Source organism: Halomonas urumqiensis (genome assembly GCF_003028575.1).
GTDB classification, from domain to species: domain Bacteria; phylum Pseudomonadota; class Gammaproteobacteria; order Pseudomonadales; family Halomonadaceae; genus Halomonas; species Halomonas urumqiensis.
In genome coordinates this window covers 206,777-224,502 of sequence record NZ_PYUD01000003.1, presented here as the reverse complement: position 1 = coordinate 224,502, position 17,726 = coordinate 206,777, and the positions used below count along the sequence as shown (strand labels likewise).

Annotated in this window: 17 protein-coding genes; 9 read left to right on the top strand and 8 right to left on the bottom strand. The window is 62.8% G+C overall.

Features of this window, described 5'->3' with window-relative positions; translation table 11 throughout:
- Window positions 1–127: 127 nt before the first annotated feature.
- Window positions 128–874, bottom strand: a complete 747-nt coding sequence (locus tag C6V82_RS10850) for an aspartate/glutamate racemase family protein (RefSeq protein ID WP_102587026.1) — start codon at window positions 872–874, stop codon at window positions 128–130.
- A 479-nt stretch (window positions 875–1,353) separates the two neighbouring features.
- On the opposite strand from C6V82_RS10850, the gene puuE reads away from it, so the two are divergent.
- Window positions 1,354–2,295 (top strand): allantoinase PuuE, encoded by a 942-nt coding sequence (gene puuE, locus C6V82_RS10845; protein WP_102587025.1) that lies wholly within the window; start codon window positions 1,354–1,356, stop codon window positions 2,293–2,295.
- 105 nt (window positions 2,296–2,400) lie between these two features.
- Here the strand turns inward: puuE and C6V82_RS10840 are convergent, their stop codons facing one another.
- Window positions 2,401–3,840 (bottom strand): YfcC family protein, encoded by a 1,440-nt coding sequence (locus C6V82_RS10840; RefSeq protein WP_102587024.1) that lies wholly within the window; start codon window positions 3,838–3,840, stop codon window positions 2,401–2,403.
- A 245-nt stretch (window positions 3,841–4,085) separates the two neighbouring features.
- Here C6V82_RS10840 and C6V82_RS10835 point away from each other — a divergent pair, with 245 nt between their 5' ends.
- From C6V82_RS10835 to C6V82_RS10825, 3 genes are all read left to right on the top strand, one after another.
- Entirely contained in the window at window positions 4,086–4,928 is an 843-nt protein-coding gene (locus tag C6V82_RS10835; RefSeq protein ID WP_102587023.1) for a MurR/RpiR family transcriptional regulator, read from the top strand.
- 210 nt (window positions 4,929–5,138) lie between these two features.
- Window positions 5,139–5,972, top strand: a complete 834-nt coding sequence (locus C6V82_RS10830; RefSeq protein ID WP_102587022.1) for a bifunctional allantoicase/(S)-ureidoglycine aminohydrolase — start codon at window positions 5,139–5,141, stop codon at window positions 5,970–5,972.
- Between the two features lie 213 nt (window positions 5,973–6,185).
- Entirely contained in the window at window positions 6,186–6,671 is a 486-nt protein-coding gene (locus C6V82_RS10825; RefSeq protein ID WP_102587021.1) for an ureidoglycolate lyase, read from the top strand.
- Between the two features lie 92 nt (window positions 6,672–6,763).
- On the opposite strand, the gene C6V82_RS10820 is transcribed toward C6V82_RS10825, so the two are convergent.
- From C6V82_RS10820 to C6V82_RS10795, 6 genes are all read right to left on the bottom strand, one after another.
- On the bottom strand, window positions 6,764–7,441 hold the full coding sequence (locus C6V82_RS10820; protein ID WP_102587020.1) for a GntR family transcriptional regulator: 678 nt from the start codon (window positions 7,439–7,441) through the stop codon (window positions 6,764–6,766).
- 60 nt (window positions 7,442–7,501) lie between these two features.
- Complete coding sequence (locus tag C6V82_RS10815) at window positions 7,502–8,266, bottom strand: aspartate/glutamate racemase family protein (RefSeq protein WP_102587019.1); 765 nt, start codon at window positions 8,264–8,266, stop codon at window positions 7,502–7,504.
- Window positions 8,267–8,367: 101 nt separating this feature from the next.
- Entirely contained in the window at window positions 8,368–9,648 is a 1,281-nt protein-coding gene (locus C6V82_RS10810) for a TRAP transporter large permease (protein ID WP_102587018.1), read from the bottom strand.
- The gene (locus C6V82_RS10805; protein WP_102587017.1) at window positions 9,645–10,199 is read right to left on the bottom strand and encodes a TRAP transporter small permease; all 555 of its coding nucleotides are present in this window, start codon (window positions 10,197–10,199) and stop codon (window positions 9,645–9,647) included. Before C6V82_RS10805 ends, C6V82_RS10810 begins: the two co-directional genes overlap by 4 nt.
- Entirely contained in the window at window positions 10,196–11,194 is a 999-nt protein-coding gene (locus tag C6V82_RS10800) for a TRAP transporter substrate-binding protein (RefSeq protein WP_102587016.1), read from the bottom strand. The genes C6V82_RS10805 and C6V82_RS10800 overlap by 4 nt, the downstream gene beginning before the upstream one ends.
- 159 nt (window positions 11,195–11,353) lie before the next feature.
- Window positions 11,354–12,061, bottom strand: a complete 708-nt coding sequence (locus C6V82_RS10795; protein ID WP_102587015.1) for a GntR family transcriptional regulator — start codon at window positions 12,059–12,061, stop codon at window positions 11,354–11,356.
- 179 nt (window positions 12,062–12,240) lie between these two features.
- On the opposite strand from C6V82_RS10795, the gene C6V82_RS10790 reads away from it, so the two are divergent.
- From C6V82_RS10790 to hydA, 5 genes are all read left to right on the top strand, one after another.
- Window positions 12,241–12,978 (top strand): maleate cis-trans isomerase family protein, encoded by a 738-nt coding sequence (locus tag C6V82_RS10790; protein ID WP_102587014.1) that lies wholly within the window; start codon window positions 12,241–12,243, stop codon window positions 12,976–12,978.
- A 98-nt stretch (window positions 12,979–13,076) separates the two neighbouring features.
- A complete protein-coding gene (locus C6V82_RS10785) occupies window positions 13,077–14,129 on the top strand; it encodes a TRAP transporter substrate-binding protein (RefSeq protein ID WP_219724474.1) in 1,053 nt (350 codons plus the stop codon).
- Between the two features lie 58 nt (window positions 14,130–14,187).
- Window positions 14,188–14,802: a TRAP transporter small permease subunit gene (locus C6V82_RS10780; protein WP_102587013.1), complete on the top strand. Its 615-nt coding sequence runs from the start codon at window positions 14,188–14,190 to the stop codon at window positions 14,800–14,802.
- Complete coding sequence (locus C6V82_RS10775) at window positions 14,799–16,100, top strand: TRAP transporter large permease (protein ID WP_102587012.1); 1,302 nt, start codon at window positions 14,799–14,801, stop codon at window positions 16,098–16,100. Before C6V82_RS10780 ends, C6V82_RS10775 begins: the two co-directional genes overlap by 4 nt.
- Before the next feature lie 27 nt (window positions 16,101–16,127).
- Window positions 16,128–17,558, top strand: coding sequence for a dihydropyrimidinase (gene hydA / locus C6V82_RS10770; protein WP_102587011.1), 1,431 nt, complete (start codon window positions 16,128–16,130; stop codon window positions 17,556–17,558).
- The last annotated feature ends 168 nt before the right edge of the window (window positions 17,559–17,726 follow it).

The following is a 17,726-nucleotide window of genomic DNA, read 5'->3' as shown; positions in this document are numbered from 1 at the left end:
AAGACGTTGCTGTGTGTTGTGGTTGTTTCCCGGCGTGCATGCCGTGGAAGACTTGCGGTCTGGCGTGCGCCTGTGGCGTCTTGTCATTGTTCTCGATGCAAAAGTTTTCGAGCAGGAAGCGTGCCAATCAGCGAATGGGTATCAGCTGTGAGAACCCTTCGAAGCGGCCGGTGAACGGTTTCGGTCTCGGGAACGCCAGGTCGCCATGCTTGCTGGTGCCAAGGCCAAGGCCCACCAGCGCTTCGGCCAGCTTGATCGCGGCGGTGACGCCCTCGACCACCGGCAGGCCAACGGCTTGGCTGATCTCATCGGTAAGGTCGGCCATGCCCCCGCATCCCAGCACGATGGCACCAATATCGTCCTCGTCGCGGGCCCGCTTGCACTCTTCGATGAGCCGGGAGAGGGCGGCATCGCCGTTCTCTTCCAGATCGAGTACCGGTATCTCGGCGGCGCGTACGCGACGGCAGTGATGGGCGAAGCCGTACTGGTCGAGCAGGTGCTCGGCGATGATGCCGGTGCGCGCCAGGGTAGTGACGATGGAGAAGCGTGTGCTGATCAGCGTGGCCATGTGGAAGGCGGCCTCGGCGATGCCGATCACCGGCGCGCGGGTCAGTTCCCTGGCGGCCAGTAGTCCCGGGTCGCCGAAGCAGGCGATCACGTAGGCATCGGCATCTTCGCGCTCGCCAGCGAGAACCTCTTCCAGTACGCCCACCATACTGATGGCTTCGTCGAAATGACTTTCGATGGAGACGGGACCGTGGGCGGGGTTGCGTGCGGTGATGCGCGTGCCTGGCGCGGCGATACGACTGGCGGCCTCGCCAATGGTCGTTGTCATGCCGGCGGTGGTGTTGGGGTTGATCACACGGATATGCATGAAGGGATTCCTGGATGAAATGAGATGGCGTGGGACAGGTCGATGTCTAATCTTGTGAACGTGGTGCATAGCGTTTGTACACAAAATAGGATTGTTTTGTTTAAACCGCAAGTGGGTCGCGCGTTTCCTTTGGTGAGATGCTCTCCCTTTAAATTCATGTGGTTAGCGCTATTGATAAGTTTTGGGAATAAGTATAAGTATATTAAATCGAGCATGTCGCCGTATGAGGAGCGCTACTTGAAGACATTTTAAGTCTTTTTATGTATACAGTTTTACTCATACTCCTGGACAGCGAAGATTAGGCCTGGTCGATGCTGAAAAGCGTGCTGGGGTGAGGGAAAAGTGGCGAGAGGGGTTGCAGCGAAGGTGAGCACACTCTATCTTGTTCTTGTATACATAATATGGCGCTGCCGGCTGAGTCATGACGGACACCCGCTCACTCGCACGGCCTGACGCCCACATCATCAGGAAGCTTCGCCATGACGCTCACTCCCTCATCCGACTATCCCAGAGACCTGATCGGTTATGGTCGCCACGTGCCCCACGCCAACTGGCCAGGCCGTGCAAAGATTGCCGTGCAGTTCGTGCTCAATTACGAAGAGGGTGGAGAGAACTGCGTACTCCACGGGGATGCGGGCTCCGAACAGTTCCTTTCCGAGATCATTGGCGCGGCTTCGTATCCCGCGCGTCACCTCAGCATGGAGTCGATCTACGAGTACGGTTCGCGCGCCGGTGTCTGGCGCATCCTGCGCGAGTTCGAGCGCCGCGGGCTGCCGTTGACGGTATTCGGCGTTGCCATGGCCCTGGAGCGCAATCCCGAGGTGGCGCATGCCTTCAAGGCGCTTGGCCACGAGATCGCCTGCCACGGCTATCGCTGGATTCATTACCAGGATGTTCCGGAGGCGGTGGAGCGCGACCATATGGCGCGTGCCATGGAGATCTTCCAGCGGCTCTATGGCGAAAAGCCCCAGGGCTGGTACACCGGGCGCGATAGCCCCAACACCCGCCGGCTGGTGCTCGACGAGGGCAGCTTCCTCTACGACAGCGACTACTATGGCGATGACTTGCCGTTCTGGACCCGTGAGTGCGACAGCCAAGGCCGTGAACACGACCATTTGATCGTGCCCTACACCCTGGACAGCAACGACATGCGTTTCGCCGCCCCCCAGGGCTTCAACACCGCGGATCACTTCTTCACCTACCTGCGTGACGCCTTCGACGTGCTCTACGCCGAGGGGGAAGAGGCACCGAAGATGCTCTCGGTGGGCATGCACTGCCGGCTACTCGGCCGTCCCGGTCGCTTCCGTGCGCTGCAGCGCTTCCTCGACCACATCGAGGCCCATGACCGGGTGTGGGTGACGCGCCGCCTGGATATCGCCCGGCACTGGGCCGAGCATCATCCGGCTCCAGCGGCCCGATAGGACGGCGAGCCGATCGTGCGGATGGCAGTCTCCAACGGCACCAGGCCCCACCCGATCTGCTCGGGCGGGGCCTGGTGGAGGGCGTCGGCGACGCGGGTCAGGCGATCAGCCGACCCATTGCGTGGCCTGGGCAAACGCCAGGAAGCCCATGGAGATCAACACCCAGGTACAGAACAGCGGGAAGAAGAACTTCACCCATTTCTGCCACGGCACACCGGCGATGGCCAGGGTGGCCATGAAGTAGCCGGAGGTCGGGAACAGGATGTTGCCGACGCCGTCGCCGAGCTGGTAGGCCAGCACCGCGGTCTGGCGGGTCACGCCGATCAGGTCGGCGAGTGGCGCCATGATCGGCATGGTGACCAGCGCCTGGCCGCTGCCGGAGGGCACCACGAAGTTGAAGGCCAACTGGGAGAAGTACATGCCGATGGCCGAAAGCAGGGTGGGCAGTTCCCCCACCAGATTGCCAAGGCCGAAGACCAGGGTGTCCATGATCTGACCGTCCTCGAGCACCACGGCCACGCCGCGTGCCACCCCGGCGATCATGGCGCCCACCAGCACATCGCGAAACCCCTTGTTGAAGGCTTCGCAGATGCTTTCGGTGTTCAGCCCGGCGATCAGGCCGACGACGATGCCCATGACGATGAACAGGCCGGCCATCTCCATCATGAACCAGCCCTGGCGCAGTACGCCGTAAACCAGCAGGCCGAAGAAGGCGAAGGTGGCGATGGCGGCCAGCTTCTGGCGGCCGTTGGCCATCAGGGCACCTTCGTCGGTGGCATGCTGGTAGAGCGAGCGCTTCTCGGCTTCGGCCTCGTCGCCGGCCATCAGGCTGAGCTCGGGGCTGGCCTGGACCTTGCGGGCGTAGCGCATGACGAAGAAGATGCCGACACCCAGTACCACCGCGAAGGCGGCGGCTCGCAGGCCAAAGCCGGAGTACAGCGGCAGGTTGGAGAGCTGCTGGCCAAGCCCGGTGTTGATCGGGTTGAGGATGCCGGTGGTGAAGCCTGCCGTGGTGGCGCAAAGGGCCACGGCGGCGGCGGTCATCGAGTCGAAGCGCAGGGCGATCATCAGCGGCAGAATGACCGGCACATAGACCAGCGCCAGTTCCTGGGTACCGATGATGGTGGCGACCACGGCGAACACCGTCATCAGCACCGGGATCATCAGCAGGCTGCGGCCGGCGAATTGACGGCTGAGCTTGTCGACACCGATCTCGATGATGCCGGTGCGCCGCAGCACCATGAACATCCCGCCGATCATGAAGGTGAAGAACACCACTTCACCAGCGCTCATCAGGCCATTGGGAATGGCCAGCATGAAGTCGACGACGCCGGTCGGGTTGGGCTCGACGTACTGGAAGGACTCCGCATCGATGGTGATGCGCCCCGAGGGGCCGGGGATCCGTTCGAACTCGCCGGCGGGCACGAAGTGGGTGGCCAGCGCCGCGATGGCGATGAACACGAACAGAATGACGTAGATATGTGGAATCTGCCAATGGCGCCGCTTGGCGCTGGCGGCCTGGGACGTGTCGGTAGAGTGGGACATGGTGTACCTCGCGTTGTTGTTGGCTGTGTCGCTATAGTGGAGCGGCGCCGAAGCGCCCCGGCTGCGGTTGGCGCCGCGGGAAGGGTTGGAGCCGGGGAAGTTGCCTGGGACGGCCAACCGTCGCCGGGGAGCCGGCACGGCAAGTCGTTGGTTGGCCTGGTGATACGAGTGGCGTTTGGCGGAGCGAGGCTCCGTCCACGCCGTGAACAGTGGGAGAGTGTTTCTTGCGGACGCAACAGACTGGCATGAAGCCGCACATCGGTCAGAGAATCTCGGCGCAGTATGCCGACCTGAGCGCTCAGGAGCAGCGCGTGGCGGCCTTCATACTCGATCATTTCGACGACCTGGCGGTTTACAGCGCGGCCGATCTCTCCCGCTTGACGGGCGTTTCCAAGTCCACGGTCAGCCGGCTTTTCAAGCGTCTCGGCTTCGAGAGCTTCCAGGCGGTCAAGCGCCATGCGCGCGAGCTGAGGAGCCAGGGCGTGCCGCTGGTCACCGACCCCGGCGCGGTGGCCGGGAACGGCGCGCGTTTCAAGCGTCACCATGACCGCGAGCGGCAGAACCTGCGCAGCGCCCTCGAAGGGCTCGATGCGCCAACCTTCGAGGCGGTAGTGGATGGGCTCGAACGTGCGCGGCGTGTGGTGCTCATCGGCTTTCGCAACAGTTACCCGCTGGCGATTCACTTCCGCCAGCAGCTGATCCAGGCGCGCGATGGGATCAGCCTTGCCCCCGAACCCAACCAGTCGCTCGCCGAGGAGTTGGTGGAGCTGGGCACTGACGACCTGGTCGTGCTGTTCGGCTTTCGCCGCCGCCCGAGCGGTTTCGATGCCCTGGTCACCGAGCTGGCGTCCATGCCGTGCCGTGTGCTGCTGATCGCCGATGCCACGGCCGGTGGCTTTGCCGAACAGGTGGATTGGTGGATGGAGTGTCCCATCGACAGCGTTTCCGCCTTCGACAGCTATGCCAGCGCCATGAGTCTGATCAGCCTGCTGGCCAACGGGGTGCTTCACCATCGGCTCGCGCAGGGGCGTGCTCGCATCGATGCGGTCAGCGAGCTCTATCACAGGCTCGACGAACTGTCGCCTTGAGAGGGTGGCCCCGCAGCGGATGGGGCCGGCACGGGACCATGGCACTGCCGTGGATACGCAACGAGGGTTCATGGCTGGACGATACCTTTGTCTACGCATGAAACGAAAGTTTCTAGACACCGTACTCTTGAGACGTTAGTTTCACAAGCAGGATCCATACGGTTTTTTGGCCTGTCGAAAGGCCGGAGTTGCATATAGAAGGATGGAATAATGACGACAAGAAATTACTACGCTCCCCATGGCGGGCATCCGCCGCAGACACAGCTGCTCTCCGACAGGGCGGTATTCACCGAGGCCTATGCCGTCATCCCCAAGGGGGTGTTCGGCGACATCGTCACCAGCAATCTGCCGTTCTGGGACGATACCCGGCTGTGGGTGCTGGCGCGGCCGCTCTCTGGCTTCGCCGAGACCTTTTCTCAGTACATCATGGAAGTGTCGCCAGGTGGCGGCAGCGAGCGCCCGGAGCTCGACCCCGATGCCGAGGGCGTGCTGTTCGTGGTCGAGGGTGAGCTTTCGCTGACACTCGCCGGCCAACAGCATCGCATGCTGCCGGGCGGGTATGCTTTCATTCCCCCGGGCAGCGATTGGCAGGTGCGCAACACCTCGTCGGCGGCGGTGCGTTTCCACTGGGTGCGCAAGGCCTACGAGCGGGTGGACGGCATCGAATTGCCTGAGGCCTTCGTGACCAACGAGAACGAGCTCGACCCCAGCCCCATGCCGGGCACCGATGGGCGCTGGGCGACCACCCGCTTCGTCGACCCGAACGACGTACGCCATGACATGCACGTCACTATCGTCACCTTCCAGCCCGGGGCGGTGATTCCCTTCGACGAGACCCATGTCATGGAGCATGGCCTGTATGTGCTCGAGGGCAAGGCGGTGTATCACCTCAACCAGGACTGGGTCGAGGTGGAAGCCGGCGACTTCATGTGGCTACGCGCCTTCTGCCCGCAGGCCTGTTACGCCGGTGGCCCGGGACCGTTCCGCTACCTGCTGTACAAGGATGTCAACCGCCATGCGGCGCTGCGCTTGGGTGCTCGTTGAAACGGAGCTGACCCGTTGCGGTAGCGCCGCCGCTCGAGGCTGATCCGGCGACAGGGTTTCGAGGGGGCGCTGTGAACCCCTCCCTGGGCGCTACCGACGCCATCCCTGGCGTAGGACCCCCTCTCTACCCTGTCACCGGCGCCTCTCGCTAGCGGTGCCGCCATGGATAACAGACAGCCTGGGCGAACACTGAATCTACTGTAGGAGACAGTCATGCTGGAACTGAAAGCCGTGCCGCTGACGCCTGAGGCCTTCGCGCCATTCGGCGATGTCATCGACACGCGCACTGCCGATTACTTTCACATCAACGCCGGACGTACCCGGCGCTATCACGACCTGGCCAGGGTCGAGACCCTTGGGGAAGAGGCACGGACGCTGATCAGCATCTTCGTCAGTCAGCCGATCACGCTGCCGCTCGACCTCGACTTTCTCGAGCGCCATCCCCTGGGGAGCCAGGCGTTCATGCCGCTTCACCAGGAGCGCTTCGTGGTGGTGGTGGCGCCACCGGGCGATGTCATCGACACCGCCGAGGTACGTGCCTTCGTCACCGATGGCTGCCAGGGCGTCAACTACCGGGCCGGGACCTGGCACGCGATCCAGTCGGTGCTCGAACGGGAAGGGGAGTTCCTGGTGGTCGATCGTGGTGGGGAAGGCAACAACTGCGATGAGCATCCGCTGGCGGTGCGCGTGACGCTCTGAATTCGGAATTTGGGACGAAAGAGGCTGGCCGGGCCAGGCTGCTCTCTTGTCCTGCCTGCCTGCCTCTCGCTCCGGCGGACTGCCCGCCGGGGTCAACGCCGGGTGGTGGCCGCGATGGCCTCGCCGGTGTGCTGGACGTGGTCGCGCATCAACTGGCTTGCCCGTTCACTGTCCCGGGCACGCAGGGCATCGAGAATGGCCTGGTGTTCATCGGTGGACTCCTGCCAGCGGCCGAGTCGGTCAAGCGCCAGATAGCGGGCACGTTCCAGGCGGCCCAGCAGGCGCTGGTGGGTTTCCGTCAGTACAGGGTTTCTGGCCCCCGCCACGATCAAACCGTGTATGCGTTGATTGAGTTCGAAATAGGCACTCCGGTCGCCCTTGGCATGCAGGCGCTCGAGGCGTTGCTGCAGCCCCTCGAGTTGCTTGATCTCGGTGTTGGTCATGCGGCTGGCGGCAAGGCTTGCCGCCATGCTCTCGAGCCCCGCCTCGACCTCGAACAGGTGCTGCAGCTCCTCGGCATCGATGGGGGCGACGCGCGCTCGCCGGTTGCGCGGAAGGATCACCAGCCCCTCGCCGGACAGTCGCTTCAATGCCTCCCGTAGCGGGGTGCGCGAGATCCCGAGGTTTTCGCACAGAGCCGGTTCCAGCAGTGTCGTGCCAGGGGCCAACTGACCCCTGACGATGCGCTGGTGCAAGGCCTGGTAGGCCTCCTCCGCCAAGGAGGGGGTGGTGACGCGCCTCGAGCGTTCAGACGTGGATGACGTGGACATCAAGCGCGCTCCTGTAGGGGGACCGGCTCCATTCTCCCAGTCGGTGTCGGGATGTCCAGTTCAGCTCAGCGTGGCCGGCTGGGTCCGGCTGCCCACCAGTTGGGTCAGCGCCGCGGTCAGACCATGGCAGGGCTTCACCGGCGGCGCGGCGTAGCTTCCGGCAGACGGCGTGCGTGCGGCCATGTCGACCAGTGCCTGGGCCTGGTGCAGCGCGCAGGTCACCCCATCCAGTGCGGGTACCGGAAGTCGGTTGGCGACTTCCCGCGCCAGGCCGGCCAGCGGTGCGCCCGCCATCACCAGTACATCGGCGCCATCCTCCGCCACCGCACGCTCCGCCAGGGCCACCAGCCGTTCCCCCTGGTCCTCCTGGACCCGTCCGATATGCGCCAGTGGCTCATCGAGCGCACGAATGCTGGCCAGGCGGCTGCCAAACCCGTAGCCATGGATGGTCTCGCGGTACCAGGCCTGGATGCGCTGGGAGATAGCGATCACCGAGACTCGCCCGCCCTGTTGGCAGGCGCTGTGGAGCGCTGCCTCGGTCATGCCCACCACCGGGATCGGCAGGATTTCCCTGAGTGCGGTCAGCCCCGGGTCGCCGAAGGCCGCCACCACGACGGCATCATGCCCGGCGTAGAGGTCGGCGGCGACCTGCATGGTGGCGTAACCCCCGATCTGGGCCTCCGCGCGGGTTTCGATGTAGGCGACGCCGAAGGGGGCCGTCGCCATGGTCAAGGAGGTGCCGGGGCGGGTGCTGCGACGTGCTTCCCGCTCGATCAGGCGGGTCACGTCCTCGGAGATGTTGGGGTTGATGACGAGGATTTTCATGGCGTGTTCTCTTGTCGTTCCTTGTTATCGTCGTCGTCCGGGCCGCAGGGGGCCTACCCCGCCGTCAAGTCGGGGGACGCGCGTCGTGTCTTGCTTGCGGTTCAGTAGCCCAGGGCGCGGGGCAGCCAGGTGACGATGCCCGGGAAGGCAATGCAGGCGATCAGAACCACGTACTGGAAGACGATGAAGGGCCAGGCGCTCTTCATCAGCTCGTTGAGGCTGATCTTGGAGATGCCGCACATCACGAACAGCAGCACCCCGACCGGCGGTGTCATCATGCCGACCACCAGGTTCATCACGAACAGGAAGCCGAACAGCAGCGGGTCGATGCCGTAGGCCAGGGCGATAGGCGCGAGCAACGGCACCAGCATGATGTAGGCGGCGTTGGACTCGATGAACATGCCGACCGCGATCAGCAGCGCCATGACCAGCAGCAGGAAGATCAGAGGGTCACTGGTGACACCCTGCAACCAGCTGGATAGCTGCATGGGGATCAGGTCGATGGTGAAGGCGAAGGTCATGGTGGAAGCGAAGGCGATCAGTGCGCCCACCATGGCGGCCGTCACCGCGGCATTGAACATGGCCTTGGGCAGGTCCGCGAGACGCAGCTTGCGGGTCACGAAGAAGCCGATCAACAGCGCATAGACCACGGCGATGGCCGCCCCCTCGGTGGGCGTGAAGGCACCCGTGACGATGCCGCCCACCACCACGACCGGCATCAGCAGGATCGGCAGCGCACGCCAGGTCTGCACCAGCACATGCTTGAGGCCGATCTCGCCACCCACCAGCGGATAGCGGCGGCGCATGGCGATGAAGCTGGCCAAGCCCATGAAGCCAACGGCAAGCAGTAGCCCGGGAATCACCCCGGCCATGAACAGCCCACCCACCGAGACGCTTGAACCGGCCATCAGCGCATAGACGATCATGGCGTTGCTGGGCGGGATGATGGCGCCCAGGTTGGCGGCAGACGCCACCACCGCACTGCTGTAGCCGGTGTCGTACTGTTGGCGCATCGACGGAACCAGCGAGCTGCCAAGGGCGCTGGCACTGGCCACGGCGGCGCCACTCACCGCCGCCAGCACCATGCCGGCGACGATGGCGACGTGGGCCAGCCCGCCATGGACGCGCCCTACCAGCGAGTTGGCGAAATCGACCAGGCGTTGCAGGATGCCGGCGGCAACCATCAATTCCCCGGCCAGCATGAATAGCGGGATGGCCATCAGCGGGAAGCTGTTGACCGAATGCATCATGCGTTGCGGCAGCACCGAGAAGTCCATGCCGCCCACGTAGAGACCGATCAGGGAAGCAAGACCCAGGGCGAAGGCCAGCGGCATGCGCAGCAGGGCAAAACCCAGGAAGGTAGTGATGATGGCCGGCGTCATGAGACAGGATCTCCTTCGGATGACGGTGCACTGGGCAGAGGTTCCAGGCGCATGGCCTGGGCCAGCAGGTGCAGGCAGCAGTGACCGGCACATATCAGCACGGCGATATAGAAGACCGCGGCGGTGATCGGCAGAGTGGGCATCAACTCCTGCCACTTGTCGGCCACGGCCCCCAGGCTGATCCAGAACAGCATGGCCATCATCAGGGCGCCGACCAGCGCCATCAGCCGTGCCAGGCTTTCCTGGAGTCGCTCGGGCAGGTGGGTGACCAGCGCATCGATACCCACATGGATGCCGACCTTGATGCCATGGGGAATCGCCAGGAAGATCGCCCAGACGAAGCACAGGCGCGACAGCTCATCGGCGGAGTCGATGGAGGTGGACAGCAGGTATCGGGCGACTACCTGGGCCGACACCAGCACGGTCATCGTGGCCATCGCCACCAGTATCGCGTAGTAGGACGTACGGTCGAGAAGCGCCAGCCCATGCAACAGATGACGCTTGACCGGGCTGGAGGCGTGCGCCTCCAGCTGGTGCCAGGCGGCTGTCATGACGCCAGTTCCTCGAGCACCTGGTCGACGACTTCCGCGCCGATCTTGTCGCGCAGCTCGTCCACCACGTCCTGGCTTGCCTTGCGCAGCTCCGCGCGGGTCTCGTCACTGATCGGCGTGAATTGCATGCCACGCTCGATCAACATGTCGCGTGCCTGCTCGTCTTCCTCGGCGGCGGTGGTGCGTTGCCATGCCACGGCCTCGTCCATTGACGCGCGCAGGGCTTGCTGCTCGTCGTCCGAGAGGCTGTCAAAGGTGTCCCGGTTCACCACCACGACGATGAAATCGTAGAAATGCCCGCTATCGGAAAGGTAACCCTGCACCTCATCCAGACGCTTGGTCTGAATGATGCTGTAGGGATTTTCCTGGCCATCCAGCACCCCTTGCTGGAGGGCGCCGTACACCTCGTTGATGTCCATCGACACCGGGTTGGCACCGATGGCGCGGAAGGTATCCAGGTGGGTCTGGTTGGGCTGCAGGCGAACCTTCAGGTCGCTGAAATCCTCGATGCTTTCGATGGGGCGTTCGCTATTGGTCACGTGGCGAAAGCCCAGCTCCATGTAGCCAAGCGCCTTGAAACCCTTTGCGGCGAGTTTTTCATCGAGCAGCTCGCCGATGTGGCCATCGATCATCTCGAAGGCCGCCTCACGGCTGTCGAAGGCGAAGGGCAGGCTCAGTGCCTCGAGTTCGGGAACGGTCCGCGAGAGGTAGGAAATGCCGATCCAGGTGCCGGCGATGGAGCCGGTGCTGACCTGGTCGATGTTCTCGCTGGCGCCGCCAAGTTGCATGTTGGGAAAGAGTTGGGCTGTCAGGTCGCCATCGGTGCGCTCGGCCAGGGTATCCCGAAAGATTTCCATGGCACGGCTACTGGAGTGGTCATCGGTGAAGTTGCCACCGAAGCGCAGGGTGTCGGCGCTGGCCAGGAGGGGGCTGCCCAGGCCCAGCGCCAGCAGTAGAGGCACGCTGTAACGGGTGATGCGGTTTGTTGTTGTCATCAAGATGTCCTCGGGTGGTGGAGGGAGCGTTTCGGGCCGCGTGGGCGGCCTGAAAAAACATAGGACATCAGAATTCGGAATTCAAAACATAAAATACTGTTTTTTTATAAACACAATAATATCAATAATTTATAGTTTACAATTTTTGGGCGTGCCCCCTCAGGACGATTCGAGTCCCTTAATGACCGCGGCGCCCGTCTTGCGCATGTGCAGGCTGAGTGCCGCGGAAAGCCCCTGTGCATCGCGCCGCTCCAGAGCCTCGACGAAATACTGATGTTCCCTGGCGGACTCCTCCCAACGCTCCAGTTGCATGTTGGCGGCGTAGCGTGCCCGGGTGATCCGCATGGTCAGCGACATCTCGAGTTCGAGAAGCACGCGATTGCCCGAGATCTCCGTGAGACGCTTGTGGATACCCTGGTTGAGACGGAAGTACTCCTGGCGATGGTTGTTGTGGAAGGCCGCCATCATGGTGTCGTGCAGGGTGCGAATCTCGGCGATCTCGTCATCGCTTGCGCGGGTTGCAAGCAGGGTGCCCGAGAGGCCTTCGAGCACGGCCATCACCTCGAACAGGTCGGCAACCTCCTGAATATCCACTTCCGTGACCTTGGCGCCACGATTGGGAAGCATCTCCACCAGCCCCTCGTTGACCAGCACCTTGAGCGCCTGTCTGAGCGGGGTGGGCGAGACTTCGAATGCCTCGCAAAGCTGCTTTTCCGATATCCGGCTGCCTGGAGCGAGTTCTCCTTCCAGCACCATGTCACGCAACCGTTCCGTTACCGCCTCGTAGAGCGATTGTCGGCGCAGCGGCGTGGCTCGTGGCGCGTTGATGGGGTGGTTCTCGGCGATGGTATGGGACACGTCGTCCATGCTGCGGCACTCCTGTTCGGCTGGCGTTGACCTGGCAAGCGGGATGAAAAAGCCCACTTGCAAAATTCTATCCTTGTGCAATGCTTGGGTCACTACCGAGATTTGGAATTCCGAATTTCAAATTCTTTAGGTGGGAGTGTCTGTTTTTAGAAACCATAAAGATAACAAGGGACTACCCCATGGAGCGCACCCTCATCGGCATGTTGACCCCTTCCTCCAATACCGTTTTGGAGCCCTACACCAGTGTGTTGCTCCGCGACCTGCTGCCAAGGGTCACGGCACATTTCCAACGTTTCACCGTGAAAGAGATCTCGATGCGCGACGAAGCGCTGGCGCAATTCGATCCGGCGCCGCTGCTGGAGGCGGCGCAGTTGCTCAATGATGCCCGCATGAATGTCATCGCCTGGAATGGCACCTCATCCAGCTGGTTGGGCTTTGAATCAGACCGCCGGTTGTGTCGCAGCATCACCGAGGTCACCGGCGTGCCGGCCACCACCAGCGTGCTGGCGCTCAATGAAGCGCTGGCGCGTACCCAAGTGACTCGCCTGGGCCTCGTCACGCCCTACCTCGACGATATCCAGGCGGCCATCGTGGCCAACTATCAGGCCGAGGGCATCGAGGTGGTGGCTGAACGCCATCTCAACGATCGCGGCAATTTCTCGTTCTCCGAGTATGACGAGCAGACATTGGCCGACATGGTGCGCGCCGTCGCCCAGTCCCGGCCCGAGGCCATCACCATTCTGTGTACCAACCTGCGCGGTGCGGGCATTGTCCCGGCGCTGGAGAAGGAGCTCGGTATTCCCATCTATGACTCGGTCAGCGTGACGGTATGGAAGACGCTGGCGCTTGCCGGGTTGGACCCTTCCCGCATCAAGGGCTGGGGCCAGTTGTTTCAGGATTCACGCCTGGCGGCGTGATGTCAGGGACGCCCTCGAGGGCAAGACACCAAGCACGAACTCGATCCGCGACTCACATCCGCGACTCTTACCAACCACTCCAATCATGAGGTTCTCCAATGCCAACAATCACAATCAAGGGCGTTGCACTGGGTGTATCACTGGCCAGCGGCATGCTGCTGGGCGGCATGGCCCAGGCCGAAACCATGTTGCGCGCGGTGGGCAACTTTTCCGGCAACAAGCTGCACGTGGAAGAGGTCGAGCGGCCCTTCTTCAATGAGCTGGATGCCAGGGATGACCTGGCGGTGATCTACAACCCGATGGACGCGATCGGGGTCGAGGCCGCCGATGCCCTGCGTCTGATCCGTTCCGGGGCCTTCGATGTCATGTCGGTACAGATCGGCATGGCATCCCGCGATGAACCGTTCTTCGAGGGCATCGACCTTGCCGGCGTGTCGCAAAGCCTCGATGCGCAACGCGAGGCGGTGGATGCCGTGCGCGAGAAGTTCGATGAGCGCCTGCAGGAGCGCTTCAATGCCAAGTTGATGACGTTGTGGCCCTTTGGCCCGCAGATGATGTTCTGCAACGGCGACATCGATGGGGTGGACGATCTGGCGGGCAAGAAGGTCAGGGTGTTCACGCCGTCCATGTCTCGCCTGGTCGAGGGGCTGGGCGCCACCCCGGTGACCCTGCAGTTCAGCGAAGTCTACCTGGCCTTGCAGCGCGGCGTGGCCGACTGCGGCGTGACCGCGCCGTCGGCGGGCAACAATGGCAAATGGCCGGAAGTCACCGACACCTTCGTGCCACTGCCGCTGAGCTATTCGGTGCAGGGCCACTTCATGAACCTGGATACCTGGAACCGGTTCGACGAAGCCCAGCAGCAGGAGTTGACCGAGGCCTTCGCGCGCCTGGAAGAGCAGATGTGGGGGCTTGCCTACGACGTCAATGACGATGCCATCGCCTGCAGCACCGGGCAGGAGAGCTGCACCCAGCACGAAGCCTACGACATGACCTTGGTGGAGCTGGACGGGGAGTCGCGCGAACTGGTCGAGCGTATCGCCAGCGAGTCGGTATTGCCGGTGTGGGCCGAGACCTGTAGCGATCAGTATGCCGACTGTGCCCGGGTCTGGAATGAGACGGTCGGTGAGTCCGCCGGCCTCTCCATCCAGTAGTCGTCCTCATCATCACCGGCCCCGGGGGCAATGATCCCCGGGGCCAGGGAGTTATCCGATGGTATCGCAGAACTCGACTCTCTTGACGCACCGCTTGTCACGGGGTGCCGCCCTTGCCGCCGGTTATGCCGCACTCGGGCTGACGCTGCTGATCACCTTCGAGGTCATCGCGCGCAAACTGTTCAGTTTCTCCCTGCAGGGCGTCGACGAGATCGGCGGCTATGTGCTGGCGATCGGCGTCTCGTTCAGCTTCGCCTATGCCTTGCTGCACCGGGCCCACACGCGTGTCGATGTCCTGATGATGCGCTTGCCGGCCTCCCTGCAGGCCCCTCTCAATGGCCTGGCCATGTTGCTGTTGTCCGGTTTCTCGCTGTTCATGCTGTGGCGTGCCATCGAAACGCTGCACGAAACCCTCGAATTCGGCAGTCTCGCCAGTACCCCACTGCAGACCCCGCTATGGATTCCCCAGGGGCTCTGGGTAATCGGCCTGGCGGTCTTCGCCATGCTCACCACCCTGATGGCCTTGCGTGCCCTCTCCTTGCTGGCCACGGGGCGCCTGGCACGTGTGAACCAGGAGTTCGGCCCGCGCGGTGCCCAGGATGAACTCGAAGAGGCGCAACACGACTATGCCGACGGCATGACGGGCGTCGCGCAGGGAGGGCATCACTCATGATCGGCGCGTTCGAGGTTCTCGTTGGGTTCTTCATCATGCTGGGCATGATGGCGGCGGGCATCCATGTCGCCGTGGCCATCTTCAGTATCGCCGCTCTGGCGACGCTGATTTATCTGGGCTTGCCTCTGCTCTATTCGTTTGGCGACACGCTGTGGGGAACCCTGAATGATTTCATCCTGACGGCTATCCCATTGTTCATCCTGCTGGGAGAACTGTTGTTGCGAAGCGGTATCACCGAGCGCATGTACAGTGCGCTGTCGGTATGGCTCAACCGCCTGCCCGGGGGGCTGCTGCATACCAACATCGGCGCCTCCTCGGTATTCGCGGCCATGTCCGGTTCGTCGGTGGCCACTGCCGCCACCATCGGTACCGTGGCGTTGCCGGCCTTCGCCGAACGTGGCTACAGCGAAAGGCTGGCACTGGGCACCCTGGCGGCCGGGGCGACCCTTGGCATACTGATTCCCCCCAGCATCAACATGATCATCTACGGCGCGATTACCAACACCTCGATCGGCAAGTTGTTCATCGCCGGCATACTGCCGGGCCTGGCGCTCGCCGGGGCCTTTATGCTGGTGATCATGGCATTTGCGGTGCTGCGCCCCGACGTAGCGGGTGAGCGCGAACCCAGTGCTCCCTTGCGCCAGCGTCTGGCCTCACTGGTGGATCTGCTGCCACCTGCCGGCGTGTTCGCGATCGTCATCGGCAGCATCTATAGCGGCTGGGCAACGCCCACCGAGGCAGCGGCCCTTGGTGTGGTGGCTGCACTGGCACTGGCGGCGTTCAATCGCAAGTTGACGCTTGGCATGCTCCACGAATGCTTCCTGTCGATGGCGCGTACCACGGCGATGATCATGCTGATCATCGTGGCGGCGTTCTTTCTCAACTATGTCGTCGGCATTCTCGGCATTCCCCATGTATTGACCCAGTGGGTGGCCGAGCTCGGGCTGTCGCCGATGGGCTTGATCCTCGCGCTGGTGATCTTCTACCTGGTGCTGGGGTGCTTTCTCGAGACCCTGTCGATGATGATCGCCACCGTACCGATCGTCGTGCCGATGGTGGTGCAGTTCGGCTTCGATCCCGTGTGGTTCGGCATCTTCCTGGTGGTGATGATGGAGATATCGCTGATCACGCCACCGATCGGCATGAATCTCTATGTGGTTCAGGGCGTGCGCGGGCGGGGCTCGATTGCCGACGTGATGATCGGCAGCCTGCCGTTCCTCGCCATCATGCTGCTGTTCGTGCTGCTGATCTCGCTGTGGCCCGGTCTGGTGCTGTGGTTGCCCAATCTCATGGGCTGACCGCCCCCGCTATTCAAGGAGACCCGAATGACACACTTTGACACCCTGATCAAACATGGGCTGATCATCACCGCCGCCGATCGCTATCACGCCGACATCGGCATCAAGGATGGGCGTATCGTGGCGCTTGGCCAGGGCCTGGAGGGTGCCGACGAGGTGATCGACGCCGATGGCCTGTGGGTGATGCCGGGGGGTATCGATGCGCACTGCCACCTGGACCAACCGCTGGGTGACGGTGCCGTGATGGCGGATGACTTTCATACCGGCACACGCTCGGCGGCCTGCGGCGGCACCACCACGGTGATTCCCTTCGCCGCGCAACAGAAGGGGCAGAGCCTGCGTGCCGCCGTGGAGGATTATCACCAGCGCAGCGAGGGGCTGGCGCTCATCGACTACGCCTTCCACATGATCGTCACCGACCCTACCGAACGGGTGCTCAAGGAGGAATTGCCGGCCTTGATCGAGGAGGGCTACAGCTCCTTCAAGATCTACCTGACCTATGACGACCTGAAGCTCAACGACCGGCAGGTACTCGAGGTGCTGGCGCTGGCTCGTCGCGAGGGTGGCATGGTAATGGTGCATGCCGAAAATGCCGATTGCATCGCCTATCTCACCGAACTGCTCGAGTCCCAGGGCAAGACAGCGCCCGTCTACCATGGGGAAGCGCACTCGGCGATCGCCGAGCGTGAGGCGACCCACCGGGCCATTTCGCTTGCCGAGTTGATCGATGTACCGCTGTTGATCGTGCATGTGTCCGGCCCCGAGGCCATCGAGCAGATTCGCTGGGCTCAGGGACGTGGCCTGCGGGTCTACGGGGAGACCTGCCCCCAGTACCTGATGTTGACCGCTGCCGACCTGGACAAGGAGGGCTTCGAGGGCGCCAAGTGCGTCTGCAGCCCGCCGCCACGCGACAAGAAGGCTCAGGAAGCGGTGTGGCAGGCGCTCGAGAGTGGCGTCTTTCAGGTCTTCTCCTCGGATCATGCCCCGTTCCGTTACGAAGACGCCCAGGGCAAGAAGCTGCATGGCGAGCAGGCCGACTTCCACCACATACCCAACGGTATCCCCGGGCTCGAGACGCGTCTGTCGATCCTGTTTTCCGAAGGGGTGCTGAAGCAGCGCATCGATGCCACCCGTTTCGTAGCCCTGACGGCGACCAATCCCGCCAAGATATATGGCCTGTATCCCCGCAAGGGCACCATCGCCATCGGCAGCGATGCCGACCTGACCCTCTGGGACAGCAAGGCGCGGGTGACGATTCGTAATGATGAGTTGAACCATGCGGTGGACTACACCCCCTATGAAGGCATCGAGCTTGGCGGAAAGCCGGTGCTGACCCTGTGCCGGGGCACGGTGGTATCAAGGGACGGCAAGCCTACCGCGCCGACCGGCCACGGCCTTTTCCTCAAGTGCGACAAGCCGCAACCCGCCAAACCGCGAGGTACCGCCAAGGGTTTCTGAAGCGAGCTATCTCCAATCTCTGACCGTTCGGTCAACTTTTCGCAGACTAACGAACACAAGCAACTGATATTGCTTGTGTTTTTTATTGCTTTGAGATTTATGTGAAAATATTTTCCAAATAATATTGACGGCCTGCTCGGGGGGTCCTAGTCTCGTATACAGAAATTA

Bases quoted from the DNA above. Each gene is read 5' to 3' on its own strand.
- C6V82_RS10850 (WP_102587026.1), bottom strand. From the start codon at position 874: ATGCATATCCGTGTGATCAACCCCAACACCACCGCCGGCATGACAACG.
- C6V82_RS10815 (WP_102587019.1), bottom strand. From the start codon at position 8,266: ATGAAAATCCTCGTCATCAACCCCAACATCTCCGAGGACGTGACCCGC.
- puuE (WP_102587025.1), top strand. From the start codon at position 1,354: ATGACGCTCACTCCCTCATCCGACTATCCCAGAGACCTGATCGGTTAT.
- C6V82_RS10825 (WP_102587021.1), top strand. From the start codon at position 6,186: ATGCTGGAACTGAAAGCCGTGCCGCTGACGCCTGAGGCCTTCGCGCCA.
- C6V82_RS10810 (WP_102587018.1), bottom strand. From the start codon at position 9,648: ATGACGCCGGCCATCATCACTACCTTCCTGGGTTTTGCCCTGCTGCGC.
- C6V82_RS10790 (WP_102587014.1), top strand. From the start codon at position 12,241: ATGGAGCGCACCCTCATCGGCATGTTGACCCCTTCCTCCAATACCGTT.
- C6V82_RS10775 (WP_102587012.1), top strand. From the start codon at position 14,799: ATGATCGGCGCGTTCGAGGTTCTCGTTGGGTTCTTCATCATGCTGGGC.
- C6V82_RS10840 (WP_102587024.1), bottom strand. From the start codon at position 3,840: ATGTCCCACTCTACCGACACGTCCCAGGCCGCCAGCGCCAAGCGGCGC.
- C6V82_RS10795 (WP_102587015.1), bottom strand. From the start codon at position 12,061: ATGGACGACGTGTCCCATACCATCGCCGAGAACCACCCCATCAACGCG.
- hydA (WP_102587011.1), top strand. From the start codon at position 16,128: ATGACACACTTTGACACCCTGATCAAACATGGGCTGATCATCACCGCC.
- C6V82_RS10820 (WP_102587020.1), bottom strand. From the start codon at position 7,441: ATGTCCACGTCATCCACGTCTGAACGCTCGAGGCGCGTCACCACCCCC.
- C6V82_RS10830 (WP_102587022.1), top strand. From the start codon at position 5,139: ATGACGACAAGAAATTACTACGCTCCCCATGGCGGGCATCCGCCGCAG.
- C6V82_RS10780 (WP_102587013.1), top strand. From the start codon at position 14,188: ATGGTATCGCAGAACTCGACTCTCTTGACGCACCGCTTGTCACGGGGT.
- C6V82_RS10805 (WP_102587017.1), bottom strand. From the start codon at position 10,199: ATGACAGCCGCCTGGCACCAGCTGGAGGCGCACGCCTCCAGCCCGGTC.
- C6V82_RS10785 (WP_219724474.1), top strand. From the start codon at position 13,077: ATGCCAACAATCACAATCAAGGGCGTTGCACTGGGTGTATCACTGGCC.
- C6V82_RS10835 (WP_102587023.1), top strand. From the start codon at position 4,086: ATGAAGCCGCACATCGGTCAGAGAATCTCGGCGCAGTATGCCGACCTG.
- C6V82_RS10800 (WP_102587016.1), bottom strand. From the start codon at position 11,194: ATGACAACAACAAACCGCATCACCCGTTACAGCGTGCCTCTACTGCTG.